The organism is Delftia sp. Lp-1, assembly GCF_020523835.1.
GTDB classification, from domain to species: domain Bacteria; phylum Pseudomonadota; class Gammaproteobacteria; order Burkholderiales; family Burkholderiaceae_C; genus Comamonas; species Comamonas acidovorans.
Genome location: NZ_JAJALJ010000002.1, coordinates 601,437 through 618,372, shown reverse-complemented (window position 1 = coordinate 618,372; position 16,936 = coordinate 601,437). Strand labels below are relative to the sequence as shown.

Genomic DNA, 16,936 nt, shown 5'->3' with positions numbered 1-16,936 from the left:
CCCGCAGCGGTCCGCTACGGCTCTGGAACAAACTCCTCGACAACGGATTCGCAGTGGATTTTCAGCCGCCCATAGTGGGACAGCTGCAAGAACAGATGCTGCGCCATTGCTGACGAAGGCCTCTTCGTATCCCGCTGCAGCACTTCGCAGCGGTCCAGGCAGTCATCCATCTCTGCGGCTGCGTCGCGCTGGACGTCGGCAAAGTACGCCTGCACGGCAGGAAAGTTGACGATCCGTTCAAGGCGGATGGCTACCCTGGCCTGCGGCCTGTCGAACACGGCATAGAGAAAGAAGCACAGTTCCACGCTCCGGGCCGCCACACCCAGGCGCACCTGCTCCAGCAGTCCATCGTGGTACTGGTACTGCAATCGATGGCTCCGCGCCGGATCAGGCCCGTACAGCGCAGCCGCCGGCCTTGAGCACCCGCTTCGTAGAGGCCGGATACCGCTCCAGCCTGTCCGCCGGCCGGCGCGGCCTGGCCACCAGCTCGCCACCGCAGTTGGGGCAGGCGCCGTGCAGCACATGATCCGCACAGCCGGCACAGAACGTGCACTCGAAGGTGCAGATGCGAGCCTCGGCAGACTCTGGCGGCAGGTCCTTGTCGCAGCATTCGCAGTTGGGTCGAAGCTCAAGCATCGGTGCACTCCGGGTGTGGTCCATGAAGACTGGCATCCTAGTGGATGTGCTCTGCCGGGGAGCGGTCCTCGCTCTCCATCTGCAGCGTCGTATGGTGCAGGTCGAAGCCGGCCTGCAGCCTGTCTTCGATATCGCGGCGCACCTGCTCGCCGTCCGCCCCGGGCAGCAGCACCACATGGCCGGTCAGCATGGGCTTGCTCTGCGTGACCGCCCACAGGTGGACATCGTGGATCGCTGCCACGCCCGCCGTGCCCGCAATCGTCTCGCGCACCGCCTGCAGGCTCATCCCCGAGGGCACGCCTTCCAGCAGGATGTTGATGCACTCGCGCAGCAGGGTCCAGGTCCGCGGAAACACCATGAAGCCGATGCCCACGGCCACCACCGAGTCGATCCACCGCCAGCCCGTCAGCCAGATCAGCGCGGCACCGGCGAGTACGCCGACCGAACCCAGCATGTCCGCCCATACCTCCAGATACGCGCCCTTCACGTTCAGGCTCTCGTCCTTGCCACCCGACAGCAGGCGCATGGAGAGCAGGTTGATCACCAGGCCCACGGCCGCCACCGCCATCATGCCCAGGGACTGGATTTCTGCAGGTGCCGACAGCCGGCGATAGGCTTCATACAGGATGTAGAAGGCTACGCCCAGCAGCACCAGCGCGTTGACGGCGGCGGCCAGGATCTCGAAGCGCGCATAGCCGTAGGTGCGCAGCAGGTCGGCTGCCTTGCGGCCGGCGCGTATGGCCACCAGGGCCAGCAGCAGCGCCATCGCGTCGGTCAGCATGTGCATGGCGTCGGAGATCAGGGCCAGGCTGCCCGTGACCATGCCGCCGATGATTTCCACCACCATGAAGGTGCCGGTCAATCCGAAGGCAAACCAGAGACGGGATTCAGGCAGGGCACGCACGTCGCCGTGCTGATGGCTGTCGCTCATGAGATTCCTTGACTTGAAAACGGTTGTGAACAGAGGGCCGCTGCACCGATGGCGTCCATGGCAGGCAGGGGCACGAACCTCCATGAGAAAGCGTGAAGTGACTTGAAGGTCAAGTACTGCCAGCAACCTGGCACCGCAGGTGGCCCGGACACCGCAGCGCGCATATCCCTGCATCCATCGCAACATTTCACTTAGGTAAATTGATTACGAATAGTAGAATTAACACATCCACCAAGGAGACATTCGATGAACACAAGCGCCCGTCCCGACCTGTCCACACTGCCACCGCCCGCCGCCGTGCAGCAGCTGCACCACTACGCCTACAAGGCCCGCGATGCCGAGGAGACCCGCCACTTCTACGAGGACATCCTGGGCCTGCCGCTCTATCACATCATCCAGAGCGACTACGTGCCCAGCACGGGCGAGTACTGCCCCTACACGCATTTCTTCTTCCGCCTGAAGGATGGGTCGTTCATCGCCTTCTTCGACATCGGCGACGACGAAAAGGCCCTGCCCTCGCCCAACACGCCGCTGTGGATCAACCACATCGCCTTCCGCGTGGACACCGTCGAGGAACTGGAGAACACCAAGGCACGCCTGGTGGCGCACGGCATCGAGGTGCTGGGCGTGACCGACCACCACATCTTCAAGAGCATCTATTTCTTCGATCCCAACGGCATCCGCCTGGAGCTGTCGGCCCAACTGGCCGACGAAGTGCAGATGGCGCGCGAAAGCACCACCGCCCACGCCCGCCTGAACGAGTGGACGGCACGCAAGGAGCAATGGCGCAAGGAACGCGCCGAAGGCAAGGCCGCCCAGCCGCTCAAGCCCCAGAGCAACGACCGGCCCGAGTTCGTCCCCGACGCAGCGGCCTGAATAAAACCCGGCGAACAGGCAGGCGGACGGGGTCGGTAGAATCCCCGTCAAACCGTCATCCATTTCGCATATGCAGACGGCATCCCTTCAACGGATGCCGTTTTCATTTGCCAAACGCCATTCGCACAATTCCCCGCAAGCAAGCCATGAGCGACACCATTGCCCAGCCAGGCCTCGACAGCCTGTCCAAATCGTTTGAACCCGCCGCCATCGAGGCCCAATGGGGCCCTGAATGGGAAAAGCGCGGCTACGGCGCAGCCGGCGTGCGCGGCACGGGCCAGGCAGATGCATCCCAGCCATCGTTCTCCGTCCAGCTGCCGCCGCCCAATGTGACGGGCACGCTGCACATGGGCCATGCGTTCAACCAGACCATCATGGACAGCCTCACGCGCTACCACCGCATGAAGGGCCACAACACGGTCTGGGTGCCCGGCACCGACCACGCGGGCATCGCCACGCAGATCGTGGTGGAACGCCAGCTGCAGGAGCAGGGCATCGCCAGCCGCCACGACATGGGCGCGACGCCTCCCGAGGCGCGCAAGAACTTCGTGAGCAAGGTCTGGGAGTGGAAGAACCAGAGCGGCAACACCATCACCGGCCAGATGCGCCGCATGGGCGACAGCGTGGACTGGAGCCGCGAGTACTTCACCATGGACGACAAGCTGTCGTCCATCGTCAACGAGACCTTCGTGCGCCTGTACCAGCAGGGCCTGATCTACCGCGGCAAGCGCCTGGTGAACTGGGACCCCAAGCTGATGTCCGCCGTCTCCGACCTCGAGGTCGAGAACGAGGAAAAGGACGGCTCGCTGTGGCACATCGCCTACCCGCTGGCCGACGGCTCGGGCCAGCTCGTGGTGGCCACCACGCGCCCGGAAACCATGCTGGGCGACGCAGCCCTGATGGTGCACCCCGAGGACGAGCGCTACCAGGCGCTGATCGGTAAGACCGTGATCCTGCCCCTGGTGGGCCGCGAGATCCCCATCATTGCCGACGACTACGTGGACCGCGAGTTCGGCACGGGCGTGGTCAAGGTCACGCCTGCGCATGACAACAACGACTACGCCGTGGGCCAGCGCCACGGCCTGCCGATGATCTGCGTGCTGACGCTGACGGCCACCATCAACGACGAGGCGCCCGAGAAGTACCGCGGCATGGACCGCTTCGTGGCGCGCAAGGCCATCGTGGCCGACCTGGACGCGGCCGGCCTGCTGGTCGAGACCAAGAAGCACAAGCTCATGGTGCCCATCTGCACGCGCACGGGCCAGGTGATCGAGCCCATGCTGACCGACCAGTGGTTCGTGGCCATGAACAAGGTGGGCGAAGGCGATGCCACCGGCAAGTCCATCGCGCAGAAGGCCATCGATGCCGTCTCCAGCGGCCAGGTGCAGTTCGTGCCCGAGAACTGGGTCAACACCTACAACCAGTGGATGAACAACATCCAGGACTGGTGCATCTCGCGCCAGCTGTGGTGGGGCCACCAGATTCCCGCCTGGTACGACGAGGACGGCAAGGTCTACGTGGCCCGCACCGAGGAAGAAGCCCGCGCCCAGGCCCCCGGCAAGACGCTCACGCGCGACGAGGACGTGCTGGACACCTGGTACTCCTCGGCCCTGGTGCCGTTCTCCACCATGGGCTGGCCGAACCAGACCGAGGCGGCCGACGATGACTACAACCTCTACCTGCCCAGCTCGGTGCTGGTCACGGGCTACGACATCATCTTCTTCTGGGTCGCCCGGATGATCATGATGACCACGCACTTCACGGGCCGCGTGCCCTTCCGCCATGTCTACATGCATGGCCTGGTGCGTGACGCCCAGGGCAAGAAGATGAGCAAGTCCGAGGGCAACGTGCTCGACCCCGTGGACCTGATCGACGGCATCGACCTGGACACCCTGCTGGACAAGCGCACGCAGGGCCTGCGCCGCCCCGAGACCGCGCCCCAGGTGCGCAAGAACACGCAAAAGGAATTCCCCGAGGGCATTCCCGCCTACGGTGCCGACGCGCTGCGCTTCACCTTCGCGGCCCTGGCCTCGCTGGGCCGCTCCATCAACTTCGACAGCAAGCGCTGCGAGGGCTACCGCAACTTCTGCAACAAGCTGTGGAACGCCAGCCGCTTCGTGCTGATGAACTGCGAAGGCCATGACTGCGGCCTGCTGCCCCACACCAAGGAGCAATGCCAGGCCGGCGGCGAGTTCGCGGGCTACATGCAGTTCAGCCAGTCCGACCGCTGGATCGCCTCGCAGCTGCAGAAGGTCGAGGCCGAAGTGGCCAAGGGCTTTGCCGAATTCCGCCTGGACAACGTGGCCAACGCGCTGTACGACTTCGTCTGGAACGAGTTCTGCGACTGGTACCTGGAAATCGCCAAGGTGCAGATCCAGACCGGCAACGAGGCCCAGCAGCGCGCCACGCGCCGCACGCTGATCCGCACGCTGGAGGCCATCCTGCGCCTGGCCCACCCCATCATCCCGTTCGTGACCGAAGCCCTGTGGCAGAAGGTCGCCCCGGTCGCCGGCCTGCCCGGCGAGTCCGTGGCCGTGGCCCGCTACCCCGAGGCCCAGCCCGAGAAGATCGACGAGGCCGCCATCGCCTACGTGGGTCGCATCAAGCAGATGATCGACGCCTGCCGCACGCTGCGCGGCGAGATGGGCGTGTCGCCGGCCCAGCGCCTGCCGCTGCTGGCCGTGGCCAGCTCGGCCGACGAAGCACAGTTCCTGCGCACCAATGCCGCCGTGCTGCAAAACCTGGCCAAGCTCAGCGAGGTCAAGGTGTTCGACGACGAAGCCGCCTGGGCCGAGGCCGCCCAGGCCGCGCCGGTCTGCGTGGTGGGCGAGGCGCGCCTGGCGCTGTTCGTGGAGATCGACGTGGCCGCCGAAAAGGCCCGCCTGTCCAAGGAGGCCGCACGCCTGGAAGGCGAGATCACCAAGGCCAATGTCAAGCTGGGCAACGAGGCCTTCGTGGCCAAAGCGCCCCCGGCCGTCATCGACCAGGAAAAGAAGCGCGTGGCCGACTTCGGTGCCACGCTGATCCGCATCCAAGAACAACTCGCCCGCCTGGGTTGACATGGAATCTCCCCCTGAGCGGCTGTGCCGCTTCCCCCTCTCTCGCTTCGCGGGAGGGGGACGACACCCTCGGCGCGGGGCGGCCCTTCCTCGGTGTCCCTGATCTTGGGCTGCGCCAGTTTCATCGTCCGAGGGCATCAAGTCGCACAATGAAAGCTGAGACACTTAGCGAAGAAGACGCAAAGCCGCACGCTTTTTCCATCACCTGAATCCCAAGATTTTCATGAGTAATCAGACCCGTGTCCGCAAAGCCGTGTTTCCCGTTGCCGGGCTCGGCACGCGCTTTCTGCCCGCCACCAAGGCCTCTCCCAAGGAGATGCTGCCCGTGGTGGACAAGCCGCTGATCCAGTACGCCGTGGAAGAGGCCTACGAGGCCGGCATCCGCGACATGATCTTCGTCACCGGCCGCAGCAAGCGCGCCATCGAGGACCATTTCGACACCGCCTACGAGCTGGAAAACGAGCTGGAGAACGCCGGCAAGCAGGCCATGCTGGAGCTGGTGCGCAGCATCAGCCCCGCCGACATGAACTGCCTGTTCGTACGCCAGCCGCGCTCGCTGGGCCTGGGCCATGCCGTGCTGTGCGCCGAGCCGCTGGTGGGCAACGAGCCCTTTGCCGTGCTGCTGGCCGACGACCTGATGGTGGGCGAGCTTGGCGGCCCCGGCGTGATGGCGCAGATGACGTCGGCCTTCCACAAGCAGGGCCGCTCCCTGCTGGCCGTGCAGGAAGTGCCGCTGGAGCAGACCAAGCGCTATGGCATCGTGGCTGGCGAGCCGGCTGGCGGTTCGCTGATGCGCATCGAGAAGATCGTGGAAAAGCCCGCGCCCGAGAAGGCCCCCTCGCGCATGGGTGTGGCTGGCCGCTACGTGCTGACACCGGCCATCTTCGAGGAGATCCGCAACCAGCCCAAGGGCGTGGGCGGCGAGATCCAGCTGACGGACGCCATCGAACGCCTGATGGCCCATGAAGCCGTCTACGCCTTCCAGTACCAGGGCAAGCGCTACGACTGCGGCAGCAAGGAAGGCTTTTTGCAGGCCACGGTGGAACTGGCGCTGCAGCACGAGGATGTGGGCGCGAGCTTCCGCGAATACCTGCGGGGCCTGAGCATCTGAGGCCGGGCCTCAGAGCCACCCTGTCCCATGCAAAAGGCCTGCGAAAGCAGGCCTTTTTCTTTGGAGCGAACCGCGTGCAGCCGCTCAACGCCGGCGCAGGATATGGATGAACTCCGCACCCACGGTCTGCTGCTCCACCAGTTCATTGCCGGTCTGCTTGGCGAAGGCCTGGAAGTCGCGCAGCGATCCGGTATCCGTGGCCACCACCTTGAGCAGCTGGCCGCTGTCCAGTTCGGCCAGCGCCTTCTTGGCCTTGAGAATGGGCAGCGGGCAGTTGAGCCCGCGCGTGTCGATTTCCTTGTGAATTTCCATCGGATGCACCTCTTGAGCCTGGGATTCTAGGCGGCATCGCGGCTGAGGCCCGCAGCAGTGTCTTGATCGGCGCGACTCGCTTCAGCCTCCTGGGCCTGCTCGGCACGCTTCCAGAAGTCACGGATCACAGGATCATGCCCCCGGCTGCGCAGCCACTTGGCCAGCGCCATGCCCGTGCCCGAAGGCCAGGCCTGGACTTTCTCGGGCTCCAGCAGGCGGTACTCCAGCAACTCGGGCGACAGCCGCACCTGGCCGCTGGCGCGCACATGGAAGGCGATGATCACCTGGTTCATGCGCAGGAACTCATGCACGCTGATCAGCTCCAGCGACTCGGCCTGCAGGCCGGTTTCCTCCGCCACCTCGCGTGCCACGCCCTCCTCGGGCGACTCGCCGGCTTCCATGAAGCCCGTGATCAGCCCGAAGACCTTCTCGGGCCAGGCCGCATTGCGCGCCAGCAGCACCTTGCCGTCCAGCTCCACGATGGCGGCCAGCACCGGCGTGGGATTGTTCCAGTGCGTCCAGCCGCACTCGGGGCAGCGCAGGCGCGATACATCGCCGCCGTCCTCGGCCTGGATCACCCACTGCAGGGGCGTTGCGCAGTGCGTGCAATAGCGGGTTTCATAGTGCATGGGGCTGTTCCTGGTTTTTTGCTGTCCTGGCTCAATGCAAACAGGAAGGCCCGCCAGAAGGCGGGCCTGTGGCTGCGTCAGGCGGGGAAGACGCCCGTGGACAGATAGCGGTCGCCGCGGTCGCAGACCACGAAGACGATGGTGGCGTTGTTCTCGCGCTCGGCAATCTGCTGGGCCACCCAACAGGCGCCCGCCGCCGAGATGCCGGCAAAGATGCCTTCCTCGCGCGCCAGGCGGCGCGCCATGTCCTCGGCATCGTCCTGGCCCACGAGCACGGTCTCGTCGATCAGCGAGGCGTCGTAGATCTTGGGCATGTATTCCTCGGGCCACTTGCGGATGCCGGGGATGCGCGAGCCTTCGGCCGGCTGGGCGCCCACGATGCGGATGGCCGGGTTCTTTTCCTTGAGGAACTTCGCCACGCCGGTGATCGTGCCCGTGGTGCCCATGGCGCTCACGAAATGCGTGATCTCGCCGCCGGTCTGCTCCCACAGCTCGGGACCGGTGGTCTCGTAGTGGATGCGCGGGTTGTCGGGGTTGCCGAACTGGTCGAGCACCACGCCCTTGCCCTGGGCCACCATCTGGTCGGCCAGGTCGCGCGCGTATTCCATGCCGCCGCTCTTGGGCGTGAGGATCAGCTCGGCGCCGTAGGCCTTCATCGTCTGGGCACGCTCGATGGACAGGTCCTCGGGCATGATCAGCACCATCCGGTAGCCCTTGATCGTGGCGGCCATGGCCAGCGCAATGCCGGTATTGCCCGAGGTGGCCTCGATCAGCGTGTCGCCGGGCTTGATGTCGCCGCGCTCTTCGGCGCGGCGGATCATCGACAGGGCCGGCCTGTCCTTGACCGAACCGGCCGGGTTGTTGCCTTCCAGCTTGCCCAGCACCACGTTGCCACGTTCCTGGCGAGACTGCGCACCGATGCGCTGCAATGCCACCAGGGGCGTGCGGCCGATGGCGTCTTCGATGGTCGGATAAATTTTCATAGCCTCACACTGTGCCATAATTCGCCCCTGCGCTAAGTAGCCCGGGTGGTGAAATTGGTAGACGCAGGGGACTCAAAATCCCCCGCCGCAAGGCGTGCCGGTTCGATTCCGGCCCCGGGCACCAGAGATTACGTAGCCGAAAAAGCAGTCCCCTGCTTTTTCGGCTATTTCTTTTCCGGCCGCTGTCTTCACAGCGTCCGCACAAACCTCAAGCCCCTTTGCATCCAGCCGTGTTCAACGGCTGCACTGCATTTCAAGGCCCTCCAGCCTGCACCGATCCTGCGTCCTCATGCCTTGGGCGGGATGACGCCTGCGCGCTTTTCGCCGCACAGGGTCCAACCTGTGTACAACTTTGGCATCAACCGCCTCTCAAGGCCTGCCAGGCCTGGACCTTGGCCCATGCTGAAGCCTCCTTGAAGCAGCTCCATCCCAGCCCGCAGGCAGGGCTGCAGCCCTGCGTCAAATTCAGCACTTTCCCTCTGAAAACCGCCACTTGCACCACCGTCATGCAGCCTTTGCCCAGCGCGGGCACCAGCCCGGTGCGCCCACGGCTCGGGCCTGCAAAAACCCATGGAAAAAGCCACCCTGAGGTGGCTTCCTTTCTCCACAGATCCATTGAACAACCCTGTGGATAATCAGTGAACAGCAAGTGAACGAGGCGTCCAAGTGCTTGCATTCACTGGCCGCAGGCTAAGCTGCCTGCAAATCAGGCAACCTCCAGATCCAAGGGAAAACCCTCGATTCGGAAGGCGCCTGACACACCTCGCCTCAGGCATCCGTGCGGCGGATCTGCGCGCGCCCTGCCGCCGTGATGTGCCATTGATGGCTGCTGTCCACTTCGACCAGTCCACGCTCGCGCAGCCTCTTGGACAGATGCTCGCGCGCCGCGCTTTCCAGCGACACGGGCTCGCCCATCTCCAGCTTCTTGAGCACTTCGAGTTCATCCACCGTCGGCTCGTACACGGGTGCGTGATATGTGGTTTCGGCCATCGCTACTCCTTCGCTATTCAAAGTCTCATGCCCCAGGACTACAGGGGGCACGGATGCAAACATAGCCTTGGCCCGGGAGCCGCGCAATCGGTGGCCGCACCTTTTTTCGAGTTGTGGGCGATGATTGCACGCTTTGCGGCGGCGTCCCACAGGCGCCAAGGCCAGGCCCCGGCCCGACAACGGGCGATCCGCGCTCTTGCCGCACCTGCCCCCATTGGCCGCTCACTCACCCATCTGACCCAGGAATTCAGGTTTTCATGCTGTACGCCATCACCGCCTTGTTCGCCTTCCAGTTGCTGGGGGAGGCCATCGTCCAGCTCACGGGGCTACCGCTTCCGGGCGCGCTCGTGGGCACGCTGCTGCTGCTGGCGGCGCTGCTGCTGCACGGCCGCCTGCCCGAGTCGCTGGAGAAGGCAGCCGGCGTGCTGCTGCAGAACATGATGCTGCTGTTCATCCCCGTCATTGCAGGCGTGATGCTGGAGTTCGACCGGCTGTCGCGCGAATGGCAGCCCTTCGTGATCGCCTGCGTGGCGGGCGCGGCCATTACCTTCCTGGCCACGGCCTTCACCTTCCGCTGGTGCCTGGAGCGCCAGCGCGCCCGCGAAGCGGCCGCCAACCAGGGAGACAAGGCATGAGCGCGCTCACCAGCCACTGGCAAAGCGCCTGGCAGTCGCTGTCCGGCAATGCCTCCACCGCCCATCTTCCCTGGCTGGTGCTGACCATGGCCGTCTACCTGGCGGCCATGGCGCTGTACCGCAGAAGCGGCAACCATCCGCTCCTGATTCCCGTCTTCACGGCCGTGGTCGTCATCGTGGGCGTGCTGCTGGCCACGGGCACCTCCTATGCCAGCTACCGCAGCGGCGTCTCGCTGCTGGGGCTGCTGATCGGCCCAGCCACCGTCGCGCTGGCAATTCCGCTGTACGCCCAGCGCGAGCGCATCCGCGCGCTGTGGCTGCCCATCAGCGTGGCCCTGGCCGTGGGCTGCGTGGTGGCGTTGCTGTCGGCACTGCTGATCGGCTGGAGCCTGGGAGCAACGGTGCAGACGCTGGTGGCGCTGGCGCCCAAGTCGGCCACCATTCCCATCGCCCTGCCCATGGCCGAGCGCTTTGGCGGACCAGCCTCGCTGGCGGCCGTGGCCGTGGCCATCACCGGCATTGCGGGCACGATGATGGCGCCGCTGTTGATCCGCCTGGTGCGCAGCGATGACCCGGCCGTGCAGGGTTTTGCCCTGGGTCTTACGGCCCACGCCATCGGCACGGCACGCGCGCTGCAGGTGAATCCGACCATGGGCGCCTTCTCGGCCCTGGCCATGGGCCTGAACGGCGTGGCCACGGCCGTGGTCATGCCGCTGTGCCTGGCCGTGCTGCCCTGGTTTTGAGCGCGATTGCGGGTTTTCCCCAGAGACACCCCCACAAGCCTGTGGACAAGCGCCGCCAGCAGCAAGGATAAGTCAGCTAAGTGACTGTCATCGTTGAACAATCCAAAGCCTGCTTAATTTTCAGGCAGGCCGGTGCTCCCTGGCGCGCTGCTGCAGCCATGAAGAGAACACGCGCAGGGCGGGCGCGGGCTGCGCATCGGGCGCCAGGGCCGGCGTGACCAGGTAGTAGGCACGGTTGCCGCGCAGTGGCTGGGGGCAGGCAATGATGAGGTCGCCGCGGGCCAGTTCCTGCTCGATCAGCATGGGTGGCATCAGCGCCACGCCCAGGCCCTGGCTGGCGGCCACGGCCAGCATGGAGAACAGCTCCAGCCGCATGCCATCCAGCGCGCGCGGCGCGGCCACGCCCATGGCATCGAACCACTGCTGCCAGCCGTAGGGCCGCGTGCTTTGCTGCAGCAGCGGCATCCGGGCCACGATATCCGCCCCCACGGGCAGCCAGGCGCGACCCGGCTCGCGCGCCTGCGCCGTGGCCAGCAGTTGCGGGCTGCACACGGGCACCACCTCTTCGTCCATCAGCCATTGCGCCTGCACACCGGGCCAGCGCGCCACCTGCTCGGGCGTGCCTGCATAGAGCGCGGCGTCGAACACGGTATCGGCGAAAAGGAAGGGCCGCGTCTGCACGTCGATATGCACCGTGACCTCGGGATGCTCACGCGCCAGCTGCGGCAGGCGCGGCAGCAGCCAGCGCGTGGCGAAGGTGGGCACGGCCGCCAAGTTGAGCGGGCCGCCTTCGCCCTGGTGGGCCATGATGTCCAGCGTGTCGCGCTCCAGGCCGTGCAGCCAGCGCGAGACCTGCTGGGCGTACTGCGTGCCCGCCTCCGTCAGCAGCACGCCGTGGCGCGTGCGCCGGAACAGCTGCACGCCCAGGAACTCCTCCAGCGCAATGATCTGGCGTGAGACCGCGCTTTGCGTGAGCGACAGTTCCTGCGCCGCACGCGTGTAGCTGATGTGGCGGGCGGCCGATTCGAAGCAGGCAAGGGCTTGGGTGGATGGCAGGGCTCTACGCATATCTCATGAATTCAACGCACTCCAATGGCACACATCATAGGGAATAACCCGCAACATGGAATCCATACATGCGCTTTACGCATTCATGGATGAACAAACATCGTTTGCGCCGGGCCCAGGCCCGCTTCTAAGATGCGTCGCAACAACGCTCCATGGCCACAGCCTGCCCGGCTTTGGCATATGGCAGCGACCCGCCTTTGACCTCTTTGTTTTTTGGAGAAATCACGCCATGGCCCGCAACAGCTTCCAATGGGATGACCCCTTCCAGCTCGACCAGCAACTGAGCGAAGACGAGCGCATGATCCGCGACGCGGCCCATGCCTACTGCCAGGAGAAGCTGGCCCCCCGCGTGCTGGAGATGTTCCGCCACGAGAAGTCCGACGTGAGCATCTTCCGCGAGATGGGCGAGCTGGGCCTGCTGGGCCCCACCATCCCCACGCAGTACGGCGGCGCCGGCCTGAACTACGTCAGCTACGGCCTGGTGGCGCGCGAGATCGAGCGCGTGGACTCGGGCTACCGCTCCATGGCCAGCGTGCAAAGCTCGCTGGTGATGGTGCCCATCAATGAATTCGGCACCGAAGACCAGAAGAACAAGTACCTGCCCAAGCTGGCCAGCGGCGAGTTCATCGGCTGCTTCGGCCTGACCGAACCCGACCACGGCTCCGACCCCGGCAGCATGTCCAGCCGCGCCTACAAGGTGGACGGCGGCTACCGCCTCAAGGGCAACAAGATGTGGATCACCAACAGCCCCGTGGCCGACGTGTTCGTGGTCTGGGCCAAGGAAGTGACCGAGGACGGCCATGTGGGCGAGATCCGCGGCTTCATCCTGGACAAGGGCATGAAGGGCCTGTCGGCCCCGGCCATCCACGGCAAGGTGGGCCTGCGCGCCTCCATCACGGGCGAGATCGTGATGGACGACGTCTTCGTTCCCGAGGAAAACGCCTTCCCCGAGGTGCGCGGCCTCAAGGGCCCCTTCACCTGCCTGAACAGCGCACGCTTCGGCATTGCCTGGGGCGCCCTGGGCGCAGCCGAGTTCTGCTGGCACACGGCGCGCCAGTACACGCTGGACCGCAAGCAGTTCGGCCGCCCCCTGGCTGCCAACCAGCTGATCCAGAAGAAGCTGGCCGACATGCAGACCGAGATCACCCTGGGCCTGCAGGCCGCGCTGCGCGTGGGCCGCATGAAGGACGAGCACCAGAACGTGATCGAGATCACCTCGCTGATCAAGCGCAACAACTGCGGCAAGTCGCTGGACATCGCCCGCATGGCGCGCGACATGATGGGTGGCAACGGCATCAGCGACGAGTTCGGCGTGGCCCGCCACCTGGTCAACCTGGAAGTGGTCAACACCTACGAGGGCACGCACGATGTGCATGCGCTGATCCTGGGCCGTGCTCAGACCGGCATCGCAGCGTTTTCGAACTGAAGCTCCCCCTGAGCCGCTGCGCGGCTTCCCCCTCGTTGCACGGCGCCTCTCTACTCGCTGCGCGAGGGAGGGGGACGACACCCTCGCTGCGGGGCGGCCCTTGCTTGGTGTCCCTCGCTTTGGGCCGCGCCCGTTTCATGCGAAGCGGGTGATGCATGACCAAGGGTCAGCCGACGACGGCACGACCGCACTTCTGTCTTTCCATGTCCTCCACATCCTCCGCGCCGGCCGCATTGGCTGGCATCAAGGTGCTTGATCTTTCCCGCGTGCTGGCCGGGCCCTGGTGCACGCAGACGCTGGCCGACCTGGGCGCCGACGTGATCAAGGTCGAGCGGCCCGTGGCCGGCGATGACACGCGCCACTGGGGTCCTCCGTTCCTGCCGCGCGACGATGGGCAGGCCACGCAGGAGGCCAGTTATTTCACGGCCTGCAACCGCAACAAGCGCTCGGTCACCATCGACATGTCCACCCCCGATGGGCAGCAGCTGATTCGCCAGATGGCGGCCGGGGCCGATGTGCTGGTGGAGAACTTCAAGGTCGGTGGCCTGGCGCAGTACGGGCTGGACTACGAAAGCCTCAAGGCGCTCAACCCGCGCCTGATCTATTGCTCGGTCACGGGTTTCGGCCAGACCGGCCCGTATGCCGAGCGCGCGGGCTACGACCTCATGGTGCAGGCCATGTGCGGGCTGATGAGCATCACCGGCCATGCCGACGAGGCGCCCGGAGGCGGCCCGCTCAAGGTGGGCGTGGCCGTGATCGACGTCTTCACGGGCCTGTATGCCAGCAACGCCATCCTGGCCGCGCTGCATGCGCGCCAGGCCTCGGGCCGGGGCCAGCACATCGACATGGCCCTGCTCGACGTGGGCATGGCCGTGCTGGCCAACCAGGCCGCCGGCTTTCTGGCCACGGGCGAATCGCCGGGCCGCGCCGGCAACATCCACCCCAGCCTGGCGCCCTACCAGGACTTCGCCACGGCCAACGGCAACGTGCTGCTGGCCATTGGCAATGACGGGCAGTTCGCGCGCTTTTGCGCCGCCGTCGGCGAAGCCGGCTGGGCGCAGGACGAGCGCTTTGCCACCAACACCGCCCGCGTGCGCAATCGCCAGGCGCTGCTGGAGCGGATGGTGCCCCTCATGAAGACACGCGGCACGGCCGAATGGATTGCGCTGCTGGAAGACAAGGCCGTGCCCTGCGGCCCCATCAACACCATCGCCCAGGCCTTCGATGACCCGCAGGTGCGCGCACGCGGCATACGCGTCGAGCTGCCGCACGAGGCCGGCGACGGCATCTCGCGCATTGCCGGCGTGGCCAGCCCCATGCGCCTGAGCGATACCCCGCCCGTGCTGCGCAGCGCACCGCCCTCCCTGGGCCAGCACACCGATGAAGTGCTGGGCGAGCTGGGCATTGCGCCCATGGCCATCCAGGCGCTGCGCTCGCGCGGCGTGGTCTGATCGCCAGCGCCGCGCAGCACCGCCTCCACATTTCTCAGCCCAAGCACCGCCATACGAATGTCCTAAAGAATCACGCCCTCCCACCCGTCGGTGCCTCACAACAAACGTCCACAACATCCATTCAAGGAGACAACACCATGACTCACACCTCCCGCATCGCGCTCGCCGGCATCCTCGGCGCCCTCGCGCTTTCGGGCGCAGCCCATGCCCAGGGCTACCCCACCAAGCCCATCAAGCTGCTCGTGCCCTTCGCGGCTGGCGGCACCACCGACCTGATCGCGCGCATCGTGGCCGAGCCGCTGGGCCGTGCCCTGGGCCAGCCCGTGGTGGTCGAGAACAAGGGCGGCGGCGGCGGCAGCATCGGCGCGGCCGAGACGGCGCGCTCCCAGCCCGATGGCTACAGCCTGGGCATCGCCACCGTGTCCACCACGGCCACCAACCCGGCGATCAACCCCAAGATCCCGTACAACGTGCTGACCGACTTCACGCCCATCGTGAACATCGCGGCCACGCCCAACATCATTGCGGCCAACCCCAAGTTCGCAGGCAAGAACTACCAGGAGTTCCTGGCCGAGGTGAAGAAGAACCCTGGCAAGTACTCCTACGCCTCGCCCGGCAACGGCAGCATCACCCATCTGATGATGGAGATGTTCAAGCTGTCCACGGGCACCGACATCACCCACGTGCCATACCGTGGCAGCGGCCCCGCGCTGAACGACGCCGTGGCCGGCCAGGTTCCGCTGATCTTCGACAACCTGCCCTCCGCCCTGGGCTTCGTCAAGGAAAAGCGCCTGGTGCCCATCGTGGTGGCCGCGCCCCAGCGCCTGGCAGCGCTGCCCGATGTGCCCACCTTCAAGGAAGTGGGCCTGGCCCCCGTCAACCGCATGGCCTACTACGGCATCGTCGGCCCCAAGAACCTGCCGCGCGACATCGTGGACAAGGTCAACGCCGCCACGCGCAAGGTGCTGCAGGACCCCGCCATCAAGAAGCGCATCGAGGAAACCGGCTCGCTGATCGTGGCCGACACGCCCGAGCATTTCTTTGAAGAGATCAAGGCCGAACTGGCGGTCTACAAGGACGTGGTGCAAAAGCAGAACCTGACGATGGATTGAGCCTGCGCGTCACCCACTGACCATCCCCGCCACGGCGGGGATTTTTTTCAGGCCTCGCCAGCGGCAGGCGACAGCAACGCCTCACACACCTCGCACAGGCGCTCGGCCAGACGCCGGCCCGGCGCCGACAACTGGGCGCGCACGTGCAGTGCCACTTCCACATCAGGCACGGGGGCGAAGCCGGCCATGCCGTCGAGCAGGCGGTGGCCGGGCCCGACCAGCCGGCGCGGCAACAGGCTGATGCCCAGGCCCTGCTCCACGGCGGCTTCCAGGCTGGCCAGGCTGGCGCTCACATAGGCCAGGCGCCAACGCCGGCCGGCGGCATCCAGCGCATGCGTCATCTCGCTGCGGTACAGGCCGCCCTGCGGAAATACCACCAGGGGCAAGGGATCCATCCCGTGGCAGGGATGCCGCGCACTGTCTATCCAGGCCAGCGGTTCGGGCCAGCGCGCCATGCCGGGCGTGCTGCCGCTGCGCTGCTTGACGATGGCCAGGTCCAGCTCGCCGGCCTGCAGTTGCTGCCATATCGCCTGCGACAACCCGCTGGTCAGCTCCAGGCGCAACTGCGGCTGGCTGCGCGCAAGCGCGCCCAAGGCGGGCATCAAGGCATGGCCGGCAAAGTCCTCGGGAACACCGATGCGCAGCACGGCTTCGGTGGCGCCAGCCAACTGCTCCACGGCCTCGTCCATGAGCGTGAGGATGCGCTGCGCATAGGCCAGCAGGCGCTCTCCTTCCAGCGTGCATTCCACATGGCGCCCGCTGCGGTCCAGCAGCGTGCAGCCCATTTGCTCCTCCAGCCTGCGGATCTGCTGGCTGACCGTGGACTGGGTCAGGTGCACGCCCTGCGCCGCGCGCGTGAAGCTGCCGGTTTCGGCCACGGCGCAGAAGCTGCGCAGCAGGGTGGGGTCTATGGAAGAGGGTTGCATGGGGCGTGGACGGATTTCAGTGGCTTTGTCACTGCCCGACATTTGATC

The 16,936-nt window shown here is 66.0% G+C and carries 17 protein-coding genes and 1 tRNA gene; 9 read left to right on the top strand and 9 right to left on the bottom strand.

The window, feature by feature from the left end; genetic code table 11:
* Nucleotides 1–14: 14 nt before the first annotated feature.
* From LGR64_RS19600 to LGR64_RS19590, 3 genes are read right to left on the bottom strand one after another with little or no spacing between them, the layout of a single operon-like run.
* Entirely contained in the window at nt 15–368 is a 354-nt protein-coding gene (locus tag LGR64_RS19600) for a hypothetical protein (protein ID WP_141829470.1), read from the bottom strand.
* 19 nt (nt 369–387) lie between these two features.
* Nucleotides 388–636 (bottom strand): DUF1272 domain-containing protein, encoded by a 249-nt coding sequence (locus LGR64_RS19595; protein ID WP_071957066.1) that lies wholly within the window; start codon nt 634–636, stop codon nt 388–390.
* Nucleotides 637–673: 37 nt separating this feature from the next.
* Complete coding sequence (locus LGR64_RS19590; protein WP_230356655.1) at nt 674–1,567, bottom strand: cation diffusion facilitator family transporter; 894 nt, start codon at nt 1,565–1,567, stop codon at nt 674–676.
* Nucleotides 1,568–1,813: 246 nt separating this feature from the next.
* Here LGR64_RS19590 and LGR64_RS19585 point away from each other — a divergent pair, with 246 nt between their 5' ends.
* The 3 genes from LGR64_RS19585 (at nt 1,814) to galU (ending at nt 6,613) form a co-directional block, all read left to right on the top strand.
* A complete protein-coding gene (locus LGR64_RS19585; protein WP_012204140.1) occupies nt 1,814–2,443 on the top strand; it encodes a VOC family protein in 630 nt (209 codons plus the stop codon).
* Between the two features lie 146 nt (nt 2,444–2,589).
* Nucleotides 2,590–5,502 carry a valine--tRNA ligase gene (locus LGR64_RS19580; RefSeq protein ID WP_230356653.1) on the top strand — a complete coding sequence of 971 codons (2,913 nt, stop codon included), beginning with the start codon at nt 2,590–2,592 and terminating at the stop codon, nt 5,500–5,502.
* A 223-nt stretch (nt 5,503–5,725) separates the two neighbouring features.
* Nucleotides 5,726–6,613: a UTP--glucose-1-phosphate uridylyltransferase GalU gene (galU, locus tag LGR64_RS19575; protein ID WP_230356651.1), complete on the top strand. Its 888-nt coding sequence runs from the start codon at nt 5,726–5,728 to the stop codon at nt 6,611–6,613.
* A gap of 84 nt (nt 6,614–6,697) precedes the next feature.
* Here the strand turns inward: galU and LGR64_RS19570 are convergent, their stop codons facing one another.
* From LGR64_RS19570 to cysM, 3 genes are all read right to left on the bottom strand, one after another.
* Nucleotides 6,698–6,925, bottom strand: coding sequence for a sulfurtransferase TusA family protein (locus LGR64_RS19570; protein WP_012204137.1), 228 nt, complete (start codon nt 6,923–6,925; stop codon nt 6,698–6,700).
* A gap of 26 nt (nt 6,926–6,951) precedes the next feature.
* Complete coding sequence (locus tag LGR64_RS19565; protein ID WP_013803642.1) at nt 6,952–7,554, bottom strand: NUDIX hydrolase; 603 nt, start codon at nt 7,552–7,554, stop codon at nt 6,952–6,954.
* A gap of 77 nt (nt 7,555–7,631) precedes the next feature.
* Entirely contained in the window at nt 7,632–8,537 is a 906-nt protein-coding gene (cysM, locus tag LGR64_RS19560; protein WP_017407070.1) for a cysteine synthase CysM, read from the bottom strand.
* Nucleotides 8,538–8,576: 39 nt separating this feature from the next.
* On the opposite strand from cysM, the gene LGR64_RS19555 reads away from it, so the two are divergent.
* A tRNA-Leu gene (locus tag LGR64_RS19555) sits at nt 8,577–8,661 on the top strand.
* A 644-nt stretch (nt 8,662–9,305) separates the two neighbouring features.
* Here the strand turns inward: LGR64_RS19555 and LGR64_RS19550 are convergent.
* On the bottom strand, nt 9,306–9,527 hold the full coding sequence (locus LGR64_RS19550; RefSeq protein ID WP_012204134.1) for a hypothetical protein: 222 nt from the start codon (nt 9,525–9,527) through the stop codon (nt 9,306–9,308).
* A 257-nt stretch (nt 9,528–9,784) separates the two neighbouring features.
* On the opposite strand from LGR64_RS19550, the gene LGR64_RS19545 reads away from it, so the two are divergent.
* Nucleotides 9,785–10,162, top strand: coding sequence for a CidA/LrgA family protein (locus tag LGR64_RS19545; RefSeq protein ID WP_230356650.1), 378 nt, complete (start codon nt 9,785–9,787; stop codon nt 10,160–10,162).
* Complete coding sequence (locus LGR64_RS19540; protein ID WP_141829482.1) at nt 10,159–10,905, top strand: LrgB family protein; 747 nt, start codon at nt 10,159–10,161, stop codon at nt 10,903–10,905. The genes LGR64_RS19545 and LGR64_RS19540 overlap by 4 nt, the downstream gene beginning before the upstream one ends.
* A 120-nt stretch (nt 10,906–11,025) precedes the next feature.
* Here LGR64_RS19540 and LGR64_RS19535 read toward each other — a convergent pair whose 3' ends face one another.
* Nucleotides 11,026–11,973: a LysR substrate-binding domain-containing protein gene (locus LGR64_RS19535; protein ID WP_012204131.1), complete on the bottom strand. Its 948-nt coding sequence runs from the start codon at nt 11,971–11,973 to the stop codon at nt 11,026–11,028.
* A gap of 229 nt (nt 11,974–12,202) precedes the next feature.
* On the opposite strand from LGR64_RS19535, the gene LGR64_RS19530 reads away from it, so the two are divergent.
* The 3 genes from LGR64_RS19530 to LGR64_RS19520 all read left to right on the top strand — a co-directional run bounded on the left by LGR64_RS19530 (nt 12,203) and on the right by LGR64_RS19520 (nt 15,962).
* Nucleotides 12,203–13,399: an acyl-CoA dehydrogenase gene (locus LGR64_RS19530; RefSeq protein ID WP_141829484.1), complete on the top strand. Its 1,197-nt coding sequence runs from the start codon at nt 12,203–12,205 to the stop codon at nt 13,397–13,399.
* Nucleotides 13,400–13,602: 203 nt separating this feature from the next.
* A complete protein-coding gene (locus tag LGR64_RS19525) occupies nt 13,603–14,850 on the top strand; it encodes a CaiB/BaiF CoA transferase family protein (RefSeq protein WP_141829486.1) in 1,248 nt (415 codons plus the stop codon).
* 137 nt (nt 14,851–14,987) lie between these two features.
* Nucleotides 14,988–15,962 (top strand): tripartite tricarboxylate transporter substrate binding protein BugE, encoded by a 975-nt coding sequence (locus LGR64_RS19520; protein ID WP_012204128.1) that lies wholly within the window; start codon nt 14,988–14,990, stop codon nt 15,960–15,962.
* A gap of 47 nt (nt 15,963–16,009) precedes the next feature.
* Here LGR64_RS19520 and LGR64_RS19515 read toward each other — a convergent pair whose 3' ends face one another.
* Entirely contained in the window at nt 16,010–16,888 is an 879-nt protein-coding gene (locus LGR64_RS19515) for a LysR family transcriptional regulator (RefSeq protein WP_013803647.1), read from the bottom strand.
* Nucleotides 16,889–16,936: the final 48 nt, after the last annotated feature.

Coding starts and splice junctions, on each gene's coding strand:
- LGR64_RS19540 (WP_141829482.1), top strand. CDS start 10,159: ATGAGCGCGCTCACCAGCCACTGGCAAAGCGCCTGGCAGTCGCTGTCC.
- LGR64_RS19550 (WP_012204134.1), bottom strand. CDS start 9,527: ATGGCCGAAACCACATATCACGCACCCGTGTACGAGCCGACGGTGGAT.
- LGR64_RS19590 (WP_230356655.1), bottom strand. CDS start 1,567: ATGAGCGACAGCCATCAGCACGGCGACGTGCGTGCCCTGCCTGAATCC.
- cysM (WP_017407070.1), bottom strand. CDS start 8,537: ATGAAAATTTATCCGACCATCGAAGACGCCATCGGCCGCACGCCCCTG.
- LGR64_RS19565 (WP_013803642.1), bottom strand. CDS start 7,554: ATGCACTATGAAACCCGCTATTGCACGCACTGCGCAACGCCCCTGCAG.
- LGR64_RS19580 (WP_230356653.1), top strand. CDS start 2,590: ATGAGCGACACCATTGCCCAGCCAGGCCTCGACAGCCTGTCCAAATCG.
- LGR64_RS19525 (WP_141829486.1), top strand. CDS start 13,603: ATGTCCTCCACATCCTCCGCGCCGGCCGCATTGGCTGGCATCAAGGTG.
- LGR64_RS19570 (WP_012204137.1), bottom strand. CDS start 6,925: ATGGAAATTCACAAGGAAATCGACACGCGCGGGCTCAACTGCCCGCTG.
- LGR64_RS19530 (WP_141829484.1), top strand. CDS start 12,203: ATGGCCCGCAACAGCTTCCAATGGGATGACCCCTTCCAGCTCGACCAG.
- LGR64_RS19585 (WP_012204140.1), top strand. CDS start 1,814: ATGAACACAAGCGCCCGTCCCGACCTGTCCACACTGCCACCGCCCGCC.
- galU (WP_230356651.1), top strand. CDS start 5,726: ATGAGTAATCAGACCCGTGTCCGCAAAGCCGTGTTTCCCGTTGCCGGG.
- LGR64_RS19535 (WP_012204131.1), bottom strand. CDS start 11,973: ATGCGTAGAGCCCTGCCATCCACCCAAGCCCTTGCCTGCTTCGAATCG.
- LGR64_RS19520 (WP_012204128.1), top strand. CDS start 14,988: ATGACTCACACCTCCCGCATCGCGCTCGCCGGCATCCTCGGCGCCCTC.
- LGR64_RS19515 (WP_013803647.1), bottom strand. CDS start 16,888: ATGCAACCCTCTTCCATAGACCCCACCCTGCTGCGCAGCTTCTGCGCC.
- LGR64_RS19595 (WP_071957066.1), bottom strand. CDS start 636: ATGCTTGAGCTTCGACCCAACTGCGAATGCTGCGACAAGGACCTGCCG.
- LGR64_RS19545 (WP_230356650.1), top strand. CDS start 9,785: ATGCTGTACGCCATCACCGCCTTGTTCGCCTTCCAGTTGCTGGGGGAG.